General features: G+C 57.3%; 16 protein-coding genes. 8 read left to right on the top strand and 8 right to left on the bottom strand.

Annotated elements, in window-relative coordinates; translation table 11 throughout:
- Window positions 1-51: 51 nt before the first annotated feature.
- Window positions 52-3159 carry a sensor domain-containing protein gene (locus TMES_RS07420; RefSeq protein WP_085580966.1) on the bottom strand — a complete coding sequence of 1036 codons (3108 nt, stop codon included), beginning with the start codon at window positions 3157-3159 and terminating at the stop codon, window positions 52-54.
- A gap of 372 nt (window positions 3160-3531) precedes the next feature.
- Here TMES_RS07420 and TMES_RS07415 point away from each other — a divergent pair, with 372 nt between their 5' ends.
- The 7 genes from TMES_RS07415 (at window position 3532) to greB (ending at window position 9716) form a co-directional block, all read left to right on the top strand.
- Window positions 3532-3945 (top strand): tellurite resistance TerB family protein, encoded by a 414-nt coding sequence (locus tag TMES_RS07415; RefSeq protein ID WP_085580964.1) that lies wholly within the window; start codon window positions 3532-3534, stop codon window positions 3943-3945.
- Window positions 3946-4077: 132 nt separating this feature from the next.
- The gene (locus tag TMES_RS07410) at window positions 4078-5043 is read left to right on the top strand and encodes an NAD(P)-dependent oxidoreductase (RefSeq protein ID WP_143589565.1); all 966 of its coding nucleotides are present in this window, start codon (window positions 4078-4080) and stop codon (window positions 5041-5043) included.
- A gap of 211 nt (window positions 5044-5254) precedes the next feature.
- A complete protein-coding gene (locus TMES_RS07405; RefSeq protein ID WP_085580960.1) occupies window positions 5255-5473 on the top strand; it encodes a SlyX family protein in 219 nt (72 codons plus the stop codon).
- A 39-nt stretch (window positions 5474-5512) separates the two neighbouring features.
- Window positions 5513-6715 (top strand): DUF3095 domain-containing protein, encoded by a 1203-nt coding sequence (locus TMES_RS07400; protein WP_085580959.1) that lies wholly within the window; start codon window positions 5513-5515, stop codon window positions 6713-6715.
- 92 nt (window positions 6716-6807) lie between these two features.
- Complete coding sequence (locus TMES_RS07395; protein WP_085580956.1) at window positions 6808-7794, top strand: LysR family transcriptional regulator; 987 nt, start codon at window positions 6808-6810, stop codon at window positions 7792-7794.
- A gap of 61 nt (window positions 7795-7855) precedes the next feature.
- Entirely contained in the window at window positions 7856-9100 is a 1245-nt protein-coding gene (locus TMES_RS07390; RefSeq protein WP_085580954.1) for an MFS transporter, read from the top strand.
- Window positions 9101-9236: 136 nt separating this feature from the next.
- A complete protein-coding gene (gene greB / locus TMES_RS07385; protein WP_085580952.1) occupies window positions 9237-9716 on the top strand; it encodes a transcription elongation factor GreB in 480 nt (159 codons plus the stop codon).
- A gap of 47 nt (window positions 9717-9763) precedes the next feature.
- On the opposite strand, the gene TMES_RS07380 is transcribed toward greB, so the two are convergent.
- The 5 genes from TMES_RS07380 to TMES_RS07360 all read right to left on the bottom strand — a co-directional run bounded on the left by TMES_RS07380 (window position 9764) and on the right by TMES_RS07360 (window position 15369).
- The gene (locus TMES_RS07380) at window positions 9764-10177 is read right to left on the bottom strand and encodes a VOC family protein (protein ID WP_085580950.1); all 414 of its coding nucleotides are present in this window, start codon (window positions 10175-10177) and stop codon (window positions 9764-9766) included.
- A 71-nt stretch (window positions 10178-10248) separates the two neighbouring features.
- Window positions 10249-12756: an ATP-dependent helicase HrpB gene (gene hrpB / locus TMES_RS07375; protein WP_085580948.1), complete on the bottom strand. Its 2508-nt coding sequence runs from the start codon at window positions 12754-12756 to the stop codon at window positions 10249-10251.
- Window positions 12757-12841: 85 nt separating this feature from the next.
- A complete protein-coding gene (locus TMES_RS07370; RefSeq protein ID WP_143589564.1) occupies window positions 12842-13084 on the bottom strand; it encodes a hypothetical protein in 243 nt (80 codons plus the stop codon).
- Entirely contained in the window at window positions 13062-14285 is a 1224-nt protein-coding gene (locus tag TMES_RS07365; protein WP_143589563.1) for a prenyltransferase/squalene oxidase repeat-containing protein, read from the bottom strand. The genes TMES_RS07370 and TMES_RS07365 overlap by 23 nt, the downstream gene beginning before the upstream one ends.
- Complete coding sequence (locus tag TMES_RS07360) at window positions 14275-15369, bottom strand: O-antigen ligase family protein (protein ID WP_085580942.1); 1095 nt, start codon at window positions 15367-15369, stop codon at window positions 14275-14277. The genes TMES_RS07365 and TMES_RS07360 overlap by 11 nt, the downstream gene beginning before the upstream one ends.
- Before the next feature lie 169 nt (window positions 15370-15538).
- On the opposite strand from TMES_RS07360, the gene TMES_RS07355 reads away from it, so the two are divergent.
- A complete protein-coding gene (locus TMES_RS07355) occupies window positions 15539-16852 on the top strand; it encodes an O-antigen ligase family protein (protein ID WP_085580940.1) in 1314 nt (437 codons plus the stop codon).
- On the opposite strand, the gene TMES_RS07350 is transcribed toward TMES_RS07355, so the two are convergent.
- Together TMES_RS07350 and TMES_RS07345 are read right to left on the bottom strand one after the other, a co-directional pair.
- The gene (locus TMES_RS07350; RefSeq protein ID WP_085580938.1) at window positions 16764-17354 is read right to left on the bottom strand and encodes a hypothetical protein; all 591 of its coding nucleotides are present in this window, start codon (window positions 17352-17354) and stop codon (window positions 16764-16766) included. The two genes, TMES_RS07355 and TMES_RS07350, sit on opposite strands and share 89 nt — an antisense overlap.
- Entirely contained in the window at window positions 17351-19597 is a 2247-nt protein-coding gene (locus TMES_RS07345) for a GumC family protein (protein ID WP_085580936.1), read from the bottom strand. The genes TMES_RS07350 and TMES_RS07345 overlap by 4 nt, the downstream gene beginning before the upstream one ends.
- Window positions 19598-19678: the final 81 nt, after the last annotated feature.

The following is a 19678-nucleotide window of genomic DNA, read 5'->3' as shown; positions in this document are numbered from 1 at the left end:
ACAGGATATTAAGGCTCAGGGTGCCAGATCATAGCTGCAGGGCTGTGCTGCTTAATGTGTTATACGGGGTGTAAGTTCGGCTTGTAATTGCACGTTTAAAAGGGCTTCCATTTCGGGGGCGGGCAAGGGTTTACTAAAATAGAATCCCTGCAATTCATCCACCCCTTCGGCACTGATCCGGTCAAGCTGGGTTTCGGTTTCAATCCCCTCGACATTGACCGACATACCAAAGGAGCGCGCCATAAACACCACCGCACGCACAATGGCCGAATTGCCGTCTTCTTCGTCCATATCAACAATAAACGACCGGTCAATTTTCAGTTTATCCACCGGAAACCGCTTTAAATACGCCAGCGACGAATAGCCGGTGCCAAAATCGTCAATCGCAATTCTGATGCCCTGATTGCGCAACATGCCCAGCGTAATCGCCGCTTCACGCGGGTTGGCCATCATTGCCCCTTCGGTCACTTCAAACTGCAACTGGTGCGGGTCCAGCCCGGTGCGTTCCAGGGCATTGCCCACACTTTCAATCAGGTCCTCGTGGCGCGCGAGCTCCAGCGGCGACAGGTTCACCGAAATCAAAAGTTTGCCCAGCCCGGCTTCACGCCATTTACGGGTTTGAATACAGGCATTGTTCAAAACCCATTTGCCCACTTCGGCAATAATGCCCATGCGTTCGGCCACCGGAATAAAATCGACCGGGCTGACCATCCCGCGCGACGGATGGAACCAGCGCACCAGGGCTTCCATGCCAATAATCTTGTGATCAATCACATCAATGATCGGCTGGTAAAACAGTTCGAACTCGTCATTGGCAATCGCGCGCGACAAATCGCGCTCCAGCGCCTTGCGTTCCTGTACCTCCAACTGCAACCGGGTTTCAAAAAAATGATACCGGTTGCGCCCTTCGGCCTTGGAACAATAAAGGGCGAGATCAACATTGCGCAAAAGGTCTTTTTCGTCGCGCCCGTCTCTGGGATAAACGCAAATCCCCACCGATGTCGACACCAGAACCTCGTTGCCTTCGAGCATGAAGCGCTCGCTTACCCGTTCAATCAGGCGCTGGGCAACAAGGGCTATTTCCTCGGCCGATCCGGGCTCGTGCAGCAATACGGCAAATTCATCGCCGCCCAAGCGGGCCACCACATCCTCGTTGCGCAGCCGCACCCGCATGCGTTCGCCCACCCCTTGCAGCAACAAATCGCCAATCGGGTGGCCCAGCGTATCGTTGATGTCCTTGAAATTATCCAGATCAAACAGCATCAAAACAAAACTGCTATGCTCGCGCTTGCCGCGCGCCACCGCACTTGCCAGGCGTTCCTGAAACAGCGTCCGGTTGGGAAGCCCGGTTAACCCGTCATGATGGGCCAAAAACTGAATACGCGCTTCCGACCGTTTGCGGTCGGTAATATCGGTAATAGATCCTTCAATCAAAACCGGCACCCCGCGATCATCCCGGATCAGGCGGGCGTTTTCCTCAATCCAGATAATTTTGCCATCACCGCGGCGCAGTTCGGCTTCAAACCCCTGCACAATGCCATCGCGCAACAATCGCCCGGTAAATTGCAACCGAATGCCCGGTTGCAAATAAAACCCGTCACTGGCCTGCGCCTTTTTAAGAATAAGTTCACTTTCGTCGCTAAAGCCAAGGATCGATACAAAAGCCGGATTGGCCGACAATAACGGCCCCAGCGGCTTGGCCTGATACAGCCCTTCGGCTGAATTTTCAAAAATGCCGCGATATTTTTCTTCGGCCAAACGCAGGGCACGTTCAACGGCGGTTCGCTCGGTCACATCCTGGCCAATGCAAATCACCCCGCCAACATTGCCGTTTTCGGCAAAATGGGCGCGGGCATTCCATTGCAACAGGCGAATTTCACCGTCCTTGCGGCGAATGGATATCACTTCGTCCTTGATAATTTCACCGGCGATCATGCGGTGAATGCGGGTGGCAACAAGGCGGCGCTCGCGTTCCACCACCAGTAAATCAAAAAAGTTCCGGCCCGCCGCCTCCATCCACGAATAGCCAAAGGTCCATTCGCTTTCGCGGTTATATTCCAGTATCCGCCCTTCGGTATCGAGAAACATAATCACGCTGCCTGCGGTTTGCACCAGCGCGCGATATCGTTCCTGGCGGCGGCGCAAATCATGCTCGGCCTGGCGGCTTTTGGTCACATCAATCAGGGTGATGCTATAACCCAGCAAAATGCCGCCTTCACCATGAATGATGGTGGCATTCATCCGCACCCATATCTGGCTGCCATCCTGACGGCGCATTTCAACTTCGCGGCCGCTAAACCCGTTACCCCGGCGCAAATGCTGGCGCAATTCAACAAAATCATCATCGCGGGCATAAAATGCTTCGGGATTAACCAGATAGGCCCGTTTAACCGAAAGGGAATCCTCAAAACCAAACAGCGGTGCCACCGCATCACTAACCGCTGTCACCCGCCCGTCGGCCGATAAATCAACAATGCCGTGTACCGCGTGTTCCAGCGCCCGGCGATAACTTTCCTCGCGGGTGCAATCACGGCCAAACAGCGCAATGCCGCCATTATCGGCCAAAAAGGTCCGCCGCCATTGAAAAATACGCTGCCCGTAATGAACCGAGCGCATGGTTTCGTCGGGTTCGGCCGGGCCGCTTAACGGGCGTTGTCCATTGGGGATCGCCAAGGCCGCAACATTGGGCAGCCCCACGGCCAGCGCCACCAGTTCGGCGGCGGCATTGCCGTGGCGAAATGCGCCGTCCTTCCCCAACACCAGAACCGGCAAGGGTGAAATCATCAACCCCGATGACATCAGCCGGTCTTGCTGCGTCAAAATCACAACCCGAATAACATTCCCGCCTTCAAGCGGCAGCCACCATCCCAAAAAATAATGCTGTGCCATCCCCGCAACCGGAATGACAAACGTCTCGCCTTGCGGTTCAACCATATCGGGGCTTAACCGGGCGCGATCGATAACCTCGGAGATTTGCCAGCAGGTGCTCACGGCTTGCCATGCGGGCACCTCGGGCATCGGCACGCCAAACACGGCAGCCCATGCCGCATTGCCCATCACCACTTGCCGGTCAGGAACAATAACTGCCGCAGGCACACGGTCACACGAAACCAGTGCCGCTACTGACGTGGCGACGTCAATTGAAATATTAGCTCCCATTTACCCAGCTATTTTCTATCTGTTTTTGTTATAGCTGCGCGACCATAGCTTTTCACCACCACCCTGCAAAGGGCTTTTTGCACCGCTGGGCATTTCCCCGCATTCCTCATACCAACGGCTCCTGTTAGATGAATTATATGTTTTATTATCAACCCTTGATTTAATTCAAAATCCGGATTTCGCCTTGTGTCACCCCGAAAAAACACGGCCCGACGGTTCTTTTTCAAATGCTTTGCAAACAAAATTTTCGCCCATCCCCGCTGTTAAACAGTTGCGGGTAACCGGTTCCCGTTCTAACTTGGGGAACGATGCGGCTTATGGCCGGTCGGCCCTCACGCCCTTGTCAAACCCGGACTGTCGAGGAGAACAACGGTGATTTCGCATCAAGACGCATTGATCTACACCATGGTGATGGTATCTGCGGCAGACAACGACATTACCGACGCCGAACTTTCGGCCATGGCGCGACGGGTTCGATACCTTCCCGTTTTCGCCGGATTTGACAGCGAACGCCTGACCGAGGTCACACGCGATTGCGCCGCACGTCTGGGCGAAGAAGACGGGCTCGACAATACCCTTATCCTGATCCGCGACGCCCTGTCGAAAAAAATGCGTGAAACAGCTTATGTGTTTGCCTGCGAAATCGTGCTGTCGGACGGCGAGATCAGCCAGGAAGAACTGCGCATTCTCGAACTGATCCGCCACCGGCTTGATATTGATCGTCTGGTTGGCTCTGCCATCGAACGGGCCATGGCCGCCCGTTATTTGCGCCCCGGCGACGTATAAATCCACCGGCACTGCCGCAGGAACCCACGCATTTCGACGCTGATTTGCCACATTAAAACGTAAAGATCGCACGCTAAAACCCCCACCGCACCTACCAGGCATCCTTTGCAGGACCGGTTTGTTTGCGCGGGAATGCCAACATTTTTGCACCATCCTTGCGGTGGCGCACCGTCTTCGTTGAATAATTTGCACGAACAAAGGGAACACACCGTCATGACCGCACTGGCAGGCGAAAACATAGCCTTCATCGGACTGGGGCTTATGGGGCGCCCGATGGCCCTTAATCTGGAAAAGGCGGGTGCCAAACTGACGGTAACCACCCGCAACCCCGAAACATTAAACATGTTCGAGGATCTGGGCGTTGAAACCGCCGCCACCCCGGCCGATGCCGTGGCCAATGCCACCATTGTCATTATCTGTGTCGCCGATACCGACGCGGTTGAAAATGTGCTGATGGGCGAAGACGGCGTTCTTGATGGTCTGGAAGAAGACACCATCGTCATCGACATGGGCACCACATCGGTCGATGCCACACGCCGTTTTGCCGATGCGGTCGAAGATGCTGGCGGCGAATGGCTTGATGCCCCGGTATCAGGCGGTACCCAAGGTGCGCAATCGGGCACGCTGTCGATCATGGTGGGGGGAGAGCCAGATATTTTTCAGCGGGTTGACCGTATTTTCAAGGTGCTGGGCAACCGTGTTACCCATGTCGGGCAGGCCGGTGCCGGGCAAATTGCCAAGGCCGCCAATCAAATGATTGTTGGGGTTACCATTGCGGCCATTGCCGAATCTTTTTCCATGGCCGAAGAAGCCGGGGTTAATATTGCCAGCCTGCGCGAGGCGCTAACCGGCGGCTTTGCCGATTCCGTTGTTTTGCAGGAACATGGCAAACGCATGATCGAACGCAATTTCGAACCCGGCGGCCGCGCCATCACCCAGCGCAAGGATCTTTATCAGGCACTTGAATTTTCCGAAACCGATCTGGGGCTGGAACTGCCAATGGCGCGTCTGGCAATGGAACTTTACGACGAACTGATCGACCTTGGCGATGGCGAGCTGGACCATTCCGCCCTGATCAAAATCTACGAAGAAGACTAATTTTCTACCCCTGGCCTGCCAGCTTGTGACATTCACGCATTCGCCATCATCCCCCCGGCCCTGTCGCCGGGGGGATGTGTGTTTTGCACCACAGCGTGCCACACAGGATGCTCCACAGGTTTGTATTTATGTTTACCCCGGCATCAGGCATGATAAACCCCAGTGCCAATGCCAACGACGCATTCCCCACCATCCATAAATACAGAGCCCCATGACAGATACAGACCTTGAAACCCGCATCATCGAACTTGAAACCCGCATTTCCCACCTTGATCAGGCAATGACGGATATGTCGATGATGGTCAAACGCCAGTGGGACCGCATTGATGTTTTGGAACGGCGTAACCATTTACTGGGTGAAGACATGAAACGCATGAACGATTTCATGCAAACCGCCCCCGAAGACGACGTTCCGCCGCCCCATTATTAACGGTGGGCACCCCGTTTTTACCAGCCCAGCGAGTAAGATGTGCCCAATTCCTACCTTGCCATTCCAACTTTTAGCGACTTTCGGCAAATTCTTGACCCGGCCCGTTATCATGCCCTGCCCGATGACTGGTATGTCGGAATTGCCGATATTGTGGCCTCGACCGAGGCCGTGGCACAGGGGCGCTACAAGGCGGTAAATATGGCCGGGGCCGCCGTGATTGCCGCAATTAGCAACACATTGGGCCATTCGGCCTATCCGTTCATGTTTGGTGGCGACGGGGCCAGTTTTGCCTGCGCCCCCGAACAAATTGATAAAATCCGCATTGCTCTGGGCGCAACCCGGCGCTGGACCCGCGAAAACCTGGGGCTGGAACTGCGCGTTGCCCTGTTTAAAATGTCGGAAATCCGCGCCGCCGGGCGCGATGTGCGTGTGGCGCGCTATGCCGTTTCCGATGCCGTCAGCTACGCCATGTTTAGCGGCGAAGGTGTTCACTGGGCCGAAGCCCAAATGAAGGCCCACAGCGACCATCATGTGTCCTCCGCTCCGCCCGGTGCCCAGCCCGATCTTAATGGGTTGTCGTGCCGCTGGTCGTCGATTACCGCCTCAAACGACGGCTCAATCGTCTCGCTGATCGTTTTGCCAACAGACAATCGCGCCGCCTTTGATGCTGTCGTCAATGACGTGCTTTACCTGCTTGACGAAGACCCGCGCCATGCCCACCCGGTTGGTGAAAACGGCCCGTTATTTCGCTTTCCCCCGGCGGGCCTAACCCTTGAGGCCCTGGCAAGCCGCCCTTTGGGCGGGTCATTGTTTGTCGCGCGTGCCAAGGTCATCCTGACCGCGGCGCTGGCCTTTATCCTTGATAAAACCGGCTGGAAACTGGGCGCGTTCGACCCCGCCCATTATCGGCGTTATACCGCCCTGAATACCGACTATCGCAAGTTTGGCGATGCCCTGTTCATGACAGTCAATTGTTCCGCCAAACAGCTTGACGACCTTGAACAGATTTTAACCAGGGCCGAACACGAAAACAGCATCCAGTTTGGCCTGCATCGGCAAAAAACCGCCATCATGACCTGCATTGTCCCCTCGGTGCTCAATGATGCCCATTTTCACTTTCTCGATGGCGGCGAAGGCGGCTATAGCGCGGCATCGGCCGCATACAAGGCCAAACGCCGGGCACGGGACAATGCGAAAACCGCGCAAACACCGCAAGCTGCCTCACCCGTAGCGCCCCTGTAATTACCAAAATTAATCACATTGATCATAGCGATCACTTTGTTGCATCATAACGCAGCCGGGCATAACCGTTCGCGCTTGTGAAGGGATGCAATATGGATACCCGCGAATTACAAACCCTGATCGCCGTTGCCGAGGAAAAATCCTTTCATGGTGCGGCCGGTCGGCTGGGTTTAACCCAGCCTGCCGTTACCCGGCGCATTCAGCGCCTTGAAACCCGCACCGGCTGCATCCTGTTTGACCGCGCCGCAAAACCCCTGCGCCCGACCCCGGCGGGGCAGCGCGCCCTGGCCGAGGCCCGCGACCTGTTGCGCCGCCTGTCGGGCTTTGCCGAAATTGTCAAAACCGGCACAACGCCCGGCGGCCCGGTTAAAATTGGCGTATCGCACGGGGTGGCACCGCTGGTTACCGCCCAAACCATTCGCAAATTGCATCAAAATTTCCCCGAGACACAACTCAGCCTGCGGTCCGGCTGGGCCAGCGAAATGCTGCCCATGTTACGGCGCGGCGAAATTGATGGCTTGCTGTCGATGGACGAACCGCAAACCGGCATTGGCGGCATTCCCAGCAGCGATCTGCCCAAATCCTTCCGTCTCGATGCCTTGTTTGACGATGAAATCGTTCCCATTGGCCCGGCAGATGATCCCCACCCGCCAACCACCATTGCCGAACTGGCCGAGCGCCCGCTTGTGTTGCTGCCCGAGGGATGCTCGTTTCGGGCCTTGGGCAATGTTCTGGCCCATCGCCGTGGTGTCAGTTTTCGCGAAATACTCGAAGTTTCCGCCCTTGATTTGCAAATCGAAATGGTTGCCGCAGGCATCGGTTATGGCATTACCGCAAAACGATATTGCCAGCTCAGCCGCTCGGCACCTTCTCTTTTGCTGCTCGATATCCCCGATGCCTGCTGGCCGATGAAGGTTATTTTGCTGCGCCGCCCCACCAGTGCCGATATCGACATGGTTCTCGATGGCCTTGCCAAAATTGTGACCGATGCAGCAGGGGCAAAAGCACAGGCACCGTCCGCCTCAGCCATCATGCACAAAAGTAATCGCATAGATGAACCCTATGAATTGGACGCATGATTTTCACTCCGGCATAGTCTGCCTCATATCTTTTTAACGTAACAAGGCATAACGAGGCACCATGTCCCCATCGATTAAAGCCGCCAAATGGTTCCCGTGGCTGGTCCTGCTTTGTGGCGGGCTGGTTTTGGCCGTCAATCTGGGTATTCGCCCGTCTCTGGGCCTGTTCATCCCCGATATGCTTACCGCCACGGGTTGGACAGCCTCAATCTTTGGCTTGGCCTTTGCCATTCAAAACCTGTTATGGGGCCTGGCCGCGCCTGTTGCCGGGGCGCTGGCAGACAGGTTTGGCACCACGCGCACCCTTGTCGGCGGCACCGTTTTTTATGCGCTGGGTCTGTATCTTATGGGGCAGGCATCCTCGCCAATTGCCCTTTATGCCACGGCGGGGCTTTTGATTGGCATTGGCGTTGGGGCCTCCAGCTTTGCCGTGGTTCTTGCCGCCATCAGCCGGGTTTTCCCGCCCGAACGGCGCAGTTTTGTGCTGGGCCTTGCCAGTGCCGGGGGCTCGGTTGGTCAGTTTGTTATGGCACCAACCACGCAGGCGTTAAATTCCGGCCTTGGCTATGCTGGCGCGCTTGCCATGATCGCGCTGATCAGCCTTCTGATCATGCCAGCCGCCTTTGCCCTGACGGGCCGCGCCGACCACACGCCGGGCAGTGCCACCGCCGCCACCGACCTTGGCCCGTCCAGCCTGATCGATGCCTTCCACGAAGCCCGCAAACACCGGGGTTTCCTGTTGTTAAATGCCGGTTTTTTTGTGTGCGGCTTTCACATTGCGGTTATTGCCACCCACCTGCCCACCTTTACCCAGCTTTGCGGTTTGCCGCCCTCGGTTGCGGCCAACGGGCTGGCGTTAATTGGCCTGTTTAACATTGTCGGCACCCTGGCATCGGGCTGGTTTGGCGGGCGCTGGCGCAAAAAATGGGGGCTGTCGCTTATTTATGGCACCCGGGCGCTGGTGATTTTCGTGTTTCTGCTGGCCCCAAAAACGGCTGATTCGATCTGGCTGTTTTCGGCCCTGATGGGGGCCTTGTGGCTCTCGACCGTGCCGCTTACCAGCGGTATCGTTGCTCAGGTTTTTGGCCCGCGCTATATGGCAACCCTGTTTGGTCTGGTCATGCTCAGCCATCAGATCGGCGCGTTTTTTGGCGCGTGGCTGGGCGGGGTTCTTTATGACATGACTGGCAGTTTCGATGCCGTCTGGATCATTTCCATCGCCCTTGGCATTTTCGCCGCCCTCATCCATATCCCGATCAACGATACCGCCCTTCGCACCGAACATCGCGTTGCCAGCAAGGCATAACGCCCCGCCGCAAAACCATGACAAACAGGCAGCATTGCAAATTAATGCTACCTGTTTCGTCTCTGCTGTCTCTAACCACTTAACGGCCCCTGCGATCCCTCTTTGCCTCGCCCCGTCTTTGCGATAAAAGCCCTGCATGGACAAACCAATTTACATCACCCCCCAAGGGCTTGCCACGCTTCGCGCCGAACTGGACCGTTTGTGGAAAAAGGACCGGCCCGAAACCGTGGCGATTGTGTCGTGGGCGGCGGGCAATGGCGACCGCAGCGAAAACGGCGATTACATCTATGGCAAAAAACGCCTGCGCGAAATCGACCGCCGGGTGCGTTACCTGCGCAAACGCATCGAGGATGCCGTTATTGTGCGTTCTGAAGACCAGCCCGACCATTCGCGCATCTTTTTTGGGGCCGAAGTCACCTATGTGAATGCCCGCGACGAAGAAAAAACCATTCGCATTGTCGGCGAAGACGAAGCCGAAAGCCTGAAAGGCAAAATAAGCTGGGTGTCCCCGGTTGCCCGGGCGCTGATGAAACGTCAGGTCGGCGATGTCATCACGCTGCGCACCCCGGCGGGCGAAGACGAGCTTGAAGTGCTAAAAATCCATTATCCGGACTAACCCGGCCATACCAGAGAATGCGCTTCAATGCTGGCAGGCCCCGCCAATCAGTCGGGCACGGTGCCGCCGCCCGTCACGGCAATCTCATAGCCATCCGGGTCACGCACAAAAAACTGCAAACTGCCGTCTTCCAGCATCTCTATCGGTTCAGGCGCATATCCGCCATTACCAAGCCGCGCAAACAATGCCGGCACATCATCACATTCCAGATACCACACCATCGCACTAAAGGATGGCCGCATCTTGCGTTCTTCATGCGACACCCCGCCATGGGCGGCCAGCATCAGCCGGATCGGATCGCGCCCCGGTTTCGCCTCGCTGTTTGCCAGCATGGCCCAAACGATTTCGCCGCGTGCGTCATCGCGGGTGCGCGCCACCAGCGCAAAACCAAAGCACTGATAAAACCCGGTACTTTGTTCGATATTGGCAACGCATAATAACGGTGTCGCGGCATTTAGCATGGCTCAGGTCTCGTCTTTCATTCGTGCGTTCAAATCCCATGCTGCCAGAAAAGACCCGGCTGTCACAACTCTCAGCTTTTCGGGCGTTTGATCCGCCGGGTCGGTTCGGCCTGTAACGGGTCATCGGGCCAGTAATGGCGCGGATAACGCCCCTTCATTTCCGCCTTTACCTGCGCATAGGACCCTTGCCAAAAGCCGATCAAATCCGATGTCACCTGCAACGGGCGCTGCGCGGGCGATAATAAATGCAACGTCACCGCCACCTTGCCCCCGGCAATTTTCGGTGTTTCGGTCGCGCCAAACATTTCCTGTAACCGCACCGGCAAGGCCGGGCCTTCCGGCCGGTAATCAATACGAACATGCGACCCGGTTGGCACGGTCCAATGGGTGGGGGCCAATTGGTCCAGCTTTTGGCGCTGGTTCCAGTCTATGCCCGACATCAGGGCTTCGGCCACACTCACCTGGCGCAACTGGCTGCGTCGGACAATACCGGTTACATACGGGGCCAGCCATGTTTCCAAAGTCGCCAACAACCCGGCATCGCTCATATCGGGCCAGTTTTCACTGTCCTGTTCATGTAAAAACGCCAACCTTGTGCGCAAATGTTCGCTTTCCTTGCTCCAGTTCAAACACGAAAGGCCCATCTTGCGCACGCCATCGACCATCGCCTGTGTCAGTTTTGCCGGGTCCACCGCATCGTGAACCGGCTTTTCTTCCAATACCAATGCACCAATACGGCGTTGCCAGCGCGCCACAACCATATCATTCTGGCTGTCCCAGAAAACCTCGGTCCCGGTACGGATCTGGCTGGCGAAATGGTTTTCCAGCACGCCTTGCGACACCGGGGCGGCAAGGTAAATTTTGGCTTCGCGCGATTGCCCGTCAAGCTCGGCCACCGCCAGCCATGGCTCGGGTGCCAGCCCGTCTTCCTTGGGCAAAACACCCCCGCGCCCGCCCGACAGGCGATAACGTGGTTCGCCCCCGCGCCGACGCTCGCCAATCCGGTCCGGGTAGGCAAAGGCGACGAGCAAGCCCACACGGTCGGTAAAATCAATATCATCCGTGGTTTCATCAGCGGGACGGCAAACAATTTTGCCAACCTGCTTTAACCGCCGGGCAAGCTGCCGGGTGGCCTCGCCCAGCATGCCCGGTGCGCGCCCGCGCGCCATTGCCTCAACCCGCAGGCGCAAATCGGCCCCGGCACTGCGCATAAAATCACGGTCTGACAGCAAAGCCGCCACCGCACAGGCAGTATCGGCCAAGCCCAGTTGCTGGCCCCGCACCATCATATGCGCTAATCGCGGATGCACCGGCAAGGCCGCCATCGCCTGCCCCATTTGTGTGATGCGGTTGGCATCATCAAGCGCATCAAGGGCGCGCAACACATCACGCGCCTGATCAATCTTGGCGGCCTCAGGCACATCTAGCCACGGCAGGCTGGTCACATCGGCCACACCCCAGCGCGCCAGCTCCAGCGTTAGCGGGGCCAAATCGGCCTCGGCAATTTCGGCAGGGCTAAATTGCGGGCGGGCACGATGTTCGGCCTCGGCCCACAGGCGGTAACAAATGCCCGGTTCCAGTCGCCCGGCGCGGCCCCGGCGTTGTTCAGCACTGGCCTGCGATGATTTTACCGTTATCAACCGCGTCATGCCCGATGAAGGGTCAAACCGGGGCAATCGTTGCAACCCGCAATCGACCACCACGCGAATACCATCAATCGTCAGGCTGGTTTCGGCAATGGCCGTTGCCAGCACAATTTTACGGTGGCCATCGGGTGCCGGTTGGATGGCAAGGTCCTGCGCCCTGGTATCCATCGCGCCATAAAGCGGGGCGATAATCACTTTGTCCTTGGCGCTAAATAACGGTCGAAGCTGGCTTTCCACCCGGGTAATTTCGCCCTGACCGGGCAAAAACGCCAAAATCGATCCATGCTGTGTTGCCAGTGCCTCGCGAATGGCGGCCACCATGCTGGTTTCAACCCATTCACGCGGTTTGGGCGGCATATAGGTGGTTTGCACCGGAAACGCCCGGCCTTCACTGCTGATCAGCGGGCAATCGCCCATCAAAGCGGCAACCGGCCCGCCATCCAGCGTTGCCGACATCACGATAATGCGTAAATCATCACGCAACGCGGCTTGTGATTCCAATGCCAGCGCCAGCCCCAAATCGGCATCTAACGATCGTTCGTGAAATTCGTCGAAAATCAGCGCACCAATGCCCGAAAGCTCCGGGTCATCCTGAATCTGGCGCACCAAAATGCCTTCGGTTACCACCTCGATCCGGGTTTGGGCGGAAACCTTGCTGTCAAACCGCACGCGATAACCCACCGTCTCGCCCACCTGTTCGCCCAACAATTGCGCCATGCGCCGCGCACTGGCCCGTGCGGCCAACCGCCTTGGTTCCAGCATGATAATCTTGCGCCCCGCCAGCCAGTCGGCATCGCGCAACGCCAGCGGCACCATGGTGGTTTTACCGGCCCCGGGCGGGGCCTGCAAAACGGCATTGGTGCCATCGACAAGGGCTGTTTTCAAGGCGGGCAGAACCGCATCAATCGGCAAGCTGGGAAAATCAGACGTCATAAAACCCCGACAGTTTCCGGCAAAAAAGGCTGTGCGTGTTATTCGACATTAAACCTGGTCTGGCAAGCCGCAACCATCGCCCGCGCTACGGCGAAGGCCGCCTGACCGCCAGAACAAAGCCCCGTTCACCGCTAATCCGCTGCAAGGTTTTCAACCCCCGTGTCAGGGCATAAAGCCGGTCCATATCGCCGTTCTGGCGGGCCATACTTGCGGCCTTGCGGGTTACCACATACAGGGCCTTAAATTCCGCCGCATCAAGGCTACGCAAAATCGCCTCTTTTTCAGCACGTTGCGGGTCCGGGTGATCAAAACAAAGCGGTTCCATCATCTTCCCTGTTTGCCTGTTTCCCAATTCCGGGCGTTTGCTTATCAAGCATGATCGATACGGCCCACACCATCCATGCCTGCGTCCAGCGCATAAAAACCCGCCGGTCTTTGCCAAACCGGCCGATACCGGCATAAAAAACGCCCCGGTTTTGATCAAAAAGATGGTCAATCGCAAACAGGGCCACATTGCGGGCCTGCGCAAATGCCCCAAACCGCTGCAATGTTGCCATCGCCTGTGCTACCGCATGGCTATCGAGATAGCGGTTTTTACCGGCAAAGCTGCGCGGCAAACCCTGGCCATCAAAACATGCACGCTGATAAAATTCCCAGCCCCGATCCATCGCCTTTTCCAGGCCCGGCCACCCGGCATGGTCCAGGCGATGCAGCAAATCAAGGATATATCCGCTATGAAAGCCGTCAACAAAACCGTGATGGGCCCGCCTGCCATAGACCCACGCCCCGTCAGCGCGTTGCTGGCCCAAAACCCGGTCAATCGCGGGCTGTGAACAGGGATTACCCGGCACCAACCGCCATAATATCCACGCCGCCCACAGCGTCACATTATAAATTTCGGCATCCGCCCCGGCGATATAGCCAAAATAGCCGCCATCTGCCCCGGCTGCCGGTGGTTTGCGCCATAAATCGCGCTGTAAAAACACCGCTGCGGCCTGCAACGCCGGGTGATCGGGCGGCATTTTGCCGCCGTTCAGCAAACCATCGACCACAAAACAGGTGACAATGGCATTGGATTGCCCGCTTTGGGCAAAAAACGCCCGCGCCTGCCATGCAAACGGATATCCCCAACCGCCATCGGGGTTTTGCAGCGCCAGCAACTGACGGGTTAAATCCATCGCAATCTTCGCCCTGTTAAATGTCCCCGCAGATGATGTCGGCGACACAGTCCAATCCGACACCGGCACACCGGCCCCAGCACCCAACAACAACGCCAGCGTTTTCGGGTTGACCATAGGGGGAATGGCAGCACAGTCGCGTATCTTCGCCGGGGCATGTTTCATTGCCTGCAACCATGCCAAGCGACTGATACGATGGCGCAATATGACCGACCCGGTATATTTGCTGTGTAATCCATCAAACGGATCGGCCCCGGCAAAGCGGTTTGCTGCCATATGCTGCCACACCCGGTCCCGCACGGCGCGCAGGCGTTCTGCATCAACCACCGTCATCACGCTGTTAAAACTCACCATCATCCGCCTGCATTTGTACGTGCCATGCCACCCCGGCGCCAAGGCCGCTGCACAGCAAATAATGCCCGTACGACAATGTGTTGTCGGTTATCATTGTCACCATCACCGCCAGCAAAATATAAACCGCGCTCTTTGAAGCCCGCACCAGCCACATCATCACCCCCCATCCGGTCAGCCACAAGGCCGCCCCGACGATACCGCTTTCATAAAGCATGTGAAAATGGTCGTTATGCAAGGCCCCGAACGAGGATGCGGTTTGCAAATGCTGCAATTGCCGTTCAATCGCCCCGGCCCCAAAGCCCAGCCAGCGATTTTGCGCTGTGCCCTGCCACCATTGCTGCCAGAACATTTGCCAATAGGCCAACCGCCCACTGGCATGGGTGAATAACAGCCGTGGCAAGGCATCCATCACCGCCCACAAAGCCAGACCCGCCAATGGCAAGCCCAACAGCCAGGTCCAGGCATGGGTAAACCGAATGCGCGCGGCCATAACAACGGCCATTGCCAAAACCGCAATCCGGGTCTGGCTGGCGAATATGCCGCCTGCCGCAATCACCGCCAGCGCCAAAGACAAAAACCCGGCATTCCCGGTTTCGCCGGACACATCGGGCTTTACGCGCCACGCCACCGCCATCACAAACAGGGCCAAGAACAAAAACGGATTATTCAACCGCCAGCCTTCGCTGGTCAGCAAAAATTCGCTATCGATCAAAACATAAATCAACAGCGGCACCATAACCGGCCACAGGCAACGCCGCCCCACCATCATGCCAACAGCAAGGCCCAGCGGCAAAACCGCCAGATTTCCGACCAGCCGAATGGCGGCCCCCATATCTGCCGACCCAACCAGCACCCAGAGCGAAATTGCCCCCCACACCAGCAGGGCCAATGCCGCATCCAGCCCCAACGCCTTACGCCCCAGCCTGCCCAACAGCCCGGCCAACGCCCACAAAATCAGCAGGATTTTGGTTATCGTCCCGCCCAGCGGCAACGCCCATAACGACACCGCAATAACCGCCATGCCAAGGATAGCGATAAAAAGCTGCAATATCCCGGCGCGCTGCTGCCCAATGTGGGACATGCCACTATCATGCCCGATGTCATCGCCTTTTTTCTTGCGTTGGCGGCTTTGTCTGGGGCCGGTTGATGGGCTCAATTCTCTCTCATTGTGCTACGCGCCAAAATGCCATGACACAGGGTCTGGTTAAACCTACACTTATGTCCTGCATCCTCAGGGGTCAAATCCCGTCATGACGACTGCTCTTACCCGCCGGGTTCTAATATTTGAACTGATAATTGCGCCGCTATTGCTGGGCGGGGCGCGGCCATGGGCGATGGCGCTGCTTGCGCTGCTTGTCGCCATCGCCCTTGTCGGCCAAATCATTCACCAGCGCAAATCACCGGAATGTGGTTTTTCAAATGCCATGCGGGGTATCTGCCTTGCCGGGGGCATCGCCTGTGTTTGGCTTGCCTTGCAAACCCTTCCCATATGGCCATCGTCCCTGACTTTGCCGTTTCAAACCACCTCGCTGGCACTGGCCCCCGCGCGCACGCCCGATGCCGTTCTTTACGGGATGTGGCTTGGTGCCATCGTCATGCTGGGTGCCACACAAAATGATCTGAAAAACCAGCTTGCCGTCATCTGCCGGGCGCTGGTCGCCAGCGCCGTGCTGCAAGCCGCCATTGCATTCGTCCTGTTCGCAATCGATGCGCCCGGAACATTATGGTTTGTCAAAACCGCCCATATCAACGATTTCACCGGCACATTCGCCAATCGCAATGCCTTTTGTGCCCTGATGGCGGCGGGGTTTTTCGCCTGTCTTTACCTGTGGCAGCGGCCCACTGGCACACTGCGCGACAAGCTGGACCGGCATGGCGGCTGGCTGGCGCTGGCGATTTTGCTGTTTTTATCGGCCCTTGCCAGCCATTCGCGCGCCGGTATCCTCGCCCTCATCATGGGCAGCCTTATTTTTATCTGGCTGGCAATACCGGGGCGAAACCGGGCAAAAACCCTTGCGTTGTTGGCAACCGTTATTGTCATGACCGGGGCCGTTTTTGCCACGCCCGCTTTAACCGCCCGCTTTGCCCAACTGGCCCGGCGCGACTGGTTGCAACGCGATGATGTCTGGCAAAGTGCGATCACCGCAATTATGCACCGCCCGCTTACCGGGTATGGCCCCGATGGCATCGCGGCTGCCTTGCAGTATTTTGCATCACCAGGGTTAAACACACAGGCGCGCTGGGCCAGCAGCCATAATTTATGGCTTGATGGCCTGTTGGTGTTAGGCGTGCCTGTTTTTCTGCTCATATCCGGGCTTGTGGGCTACGTCCTCATATCCGCCCTGCGCGATTTGGCGGAGCAAGCCAAAACCCGCCCGCAATTTGCCCTTGTCATGGCTGTTTTAACCGCCTTTCTGGTGCAATCCCTGTTTGATGGCATTGCCACAATGCCTGCAGTGATTCTACCCGTCGCGATCATGGTCGGGCTGGTAATTCACCCTTATCAAACCGCACACGCGCCTGCATCATCACCGCAGCCAGCAACCTCTCGGCCTGCTGCCTGACTGCGCCATCCTTGCCCGCAAGGGTCATAATCACCCGAAGGGCATCGGCCAGTTCCGCCCGGCGTTCCGCCTGTTCATCCGGCTTGGCAGAAAACTCAGGCAACATTAAAATCCGCACCCGCACATCTTGCAGCAACACATTCACATCATTGGGATAAACCCGTTTTAACTGTGTTAACAATCCGTGCGCCCGCGGCCAATCCTGCTTGTGCATCGCATTGTCAATTTGCTGGCGCAAACTTGCCAGAAAAATGCCGTCTGCAGCACGAAAGGCCGCCTGATAATCGCTAACATCGGGCAAAACCCGCGCCACCTGCCATAGCTGCCACCCCGCAAGGCCCACCATCATTGCCGCCATTGTCAAACCCGCGACGACGGAAAATCGTATCCCCCGTTTTGCACCAAAACCGCCTTGCAACGGGCTTTGCACAACATCCGAACCATAAATATCTACGTTTGGCCCGTTTTCATGCGCCAGATCGTTGCATTTGCGTTTTTTCATGGCCGTTTTCGCCGTTTTTTGCCGCCGTAATAGGCCCCCCGGCGTGAAACACCACTAAAAATAAGGCCATCTGCCGCGCAACCGGCCTGTTCCAGGCGGCGAACCGCATCAAGGATATCCTCCCGACGGCTTTTTTGCGCGCGGATCAACAATAACCGGTCATCTGCCGCCCGCATCAGCCAGATCGCATCTGCCACCGCTAAAACCGGCGGCGCATCCACCACGATATAATCATAACGATGGCGCAAATCCTGCATCAAACCCAACAGTTTTTCCGCCATCAATTGCCCGGCAAGGGCCGATGACACCGCATCTTGTGCGCCCAAAAAATCATAATAAACATCGCCCGGCTTGCCATCCCCCTCATCGTCCAACCGAACCGGAAAAATCGCCTGGTCCGGCGTCGCATCGCCTTGCAAAACCAGCGAAAAATCCGGGTTATTGCCTTCAACCGGCCCAACACGCCCGGCAATCGGTTGTTTTTCCAGCGTCGGGCGGCGCAAATCACCGTCCAGCAATAAAACCCGCTGGCTGTTTTGGGCAAAGCGTACCGCCATTTTTTGCGCCAACCGGCTTTTACCCTCGCCCGGCATGGGTGATGTTATGCACACCACCCGCCCGCCATATCGCGCGGCAGGGCCGTCATCATTGCCGGCCCGCGCGGTGTCACGGCGCAAACGAAGAATGGTTTGCAAATGACCAATCGCCTCGTTTTCTTCTTCTGTCACCCGCCGTGCAGGATGGGGGGAAACACGCGGCAATACCGCAAAAATAGGCAGACCAGTTAGTATTTCAGCTTCGCTGGCACGGTGCAGGGCGCGGTCGAAATATTCGCGCAAAATGGCCGCTGCCATCGCTAGCAAGGCCGACAGCGCAATCGCAATCATGGCAATATGCTTGCGCGACGGAAAAACCGGTTTGCCTGGTGTTTCGGGGATTTGCACAATTTCCACATCGGGGCGCAAGGCGGCCAGCTCCGATTGCATAATCCGCGCCCGATCTGTCAAAACCGATACTTCAGCGGTCGCGGCATCGAGCTTGCGGCTGAGCTGGTCAAACGCCAGCCGGTCGCGGTTATCGGCCACGGCCTGTGCCAGAACCCGGTTATATTCCTGCGCGAAGGTGCGAAACCGGGTGGCGGCATTTTGCGCATCGCGGTCAATCGCGGCAATCTGTGCCGATATCGCCGCCCGCACATCATCCTGCGCCTGTAAAATCTGTGCATCATTGGCCATTACCAGCGGGTGACGCGGCCCATAGCGCCGCCCCAGATCGGCCTTGGTTCCGCGTAAAACCGCCAAGCGCAAATTCAGTTCGCGCACGGTTTCACTATTGGAAATTTCGGGCAGCTTCATTAATTGGCCCACATCGCCCTGCGTTGCGGCAATTGCCTGTTGGCGGGCCTGCAACCCCAAAAGGTCAATCTGTGCCGCCTGACGTTGGGCGCGAATATTTTCCAGATCGCGCCCCAAATCGCTAGTGCCCGAAGCTGCCGCACCACTACCGCCACCACCCCCCACGACAGAACCGGTCAAGGGGTGCTGGTCTTGCCAGTCCATCAAGGCTTGCTGGTTTTGTGCCAATGCGGCTTCGGCTTGCGCGCGCTGACGCACGGTTTCGTCATATTGGTCGGCCAGTTTGCGGCGCAAATCATTTGCGCGTTTCCACACATAACTGTCAATCACGGCATCCAGCATCCGGCGGGCCCGTTCCGGGTCGGCGTCAAACAGCGATATTTCAATCACCCGGGCATTATCAATTTGTGCGGTTTTGATCTTGCCGCGCAAAATGGCGATATCGCGGTTTTCATGCACCCTTTCTGCCGTCATGCCCGGCGGCACCACCATTGTTTCTTGCGCCGGTTTTATCCCCAGCCAGCGGGCCAGCGGCGACGGTTCTGGATCAAACACAATGCCATCGCCTTGCAAAACCGCGCGCGCAGCAGACAAAACCGCCGTGCCGCGCACCATTGCCATTTCGGTATCAAGGTCCGAAATTTGGAAAACCGGCGTGGGCGGGGTGGCATCTTTTAGGGCCAGCGGGGCGGGTGTGGCGGGTAAAAACCCGATCTGCCCCGATGCCCGAAACAGCGGTTGCCACAACGGCACCCAAAATGCAGTCAGGGCAAGGAAACAGGCAAACACCAGCAACGCAACACCCCGGCGCCCCCAGATCAGCGGCACCATGTCGGCCAGTGTCACGGCCTGCCCCGCCGTTTTAATCGGGGAGAAACGTTGCGTCATGTTATCCCGTCAACATTGGGCATCAAAAGCTTAATTCCCTGGCCGGGAACGGACGGAAAAAGCGACGGCCTGCAAGGGTGA

It is taken from the genome of Thalassospira mesophila (genome assembly GCF_002115755.1).
Classification (GTDB): domain Bacteria; phylum Pseudomonadota; class Alphaproteobacteria; order Rhodospirillales; family Thalassospiraceae; genus Thalassospira; species Thalassospira mesophila.
This window is presented reverse-complemented; position numbering and strand designations above follow the sequence as displayed.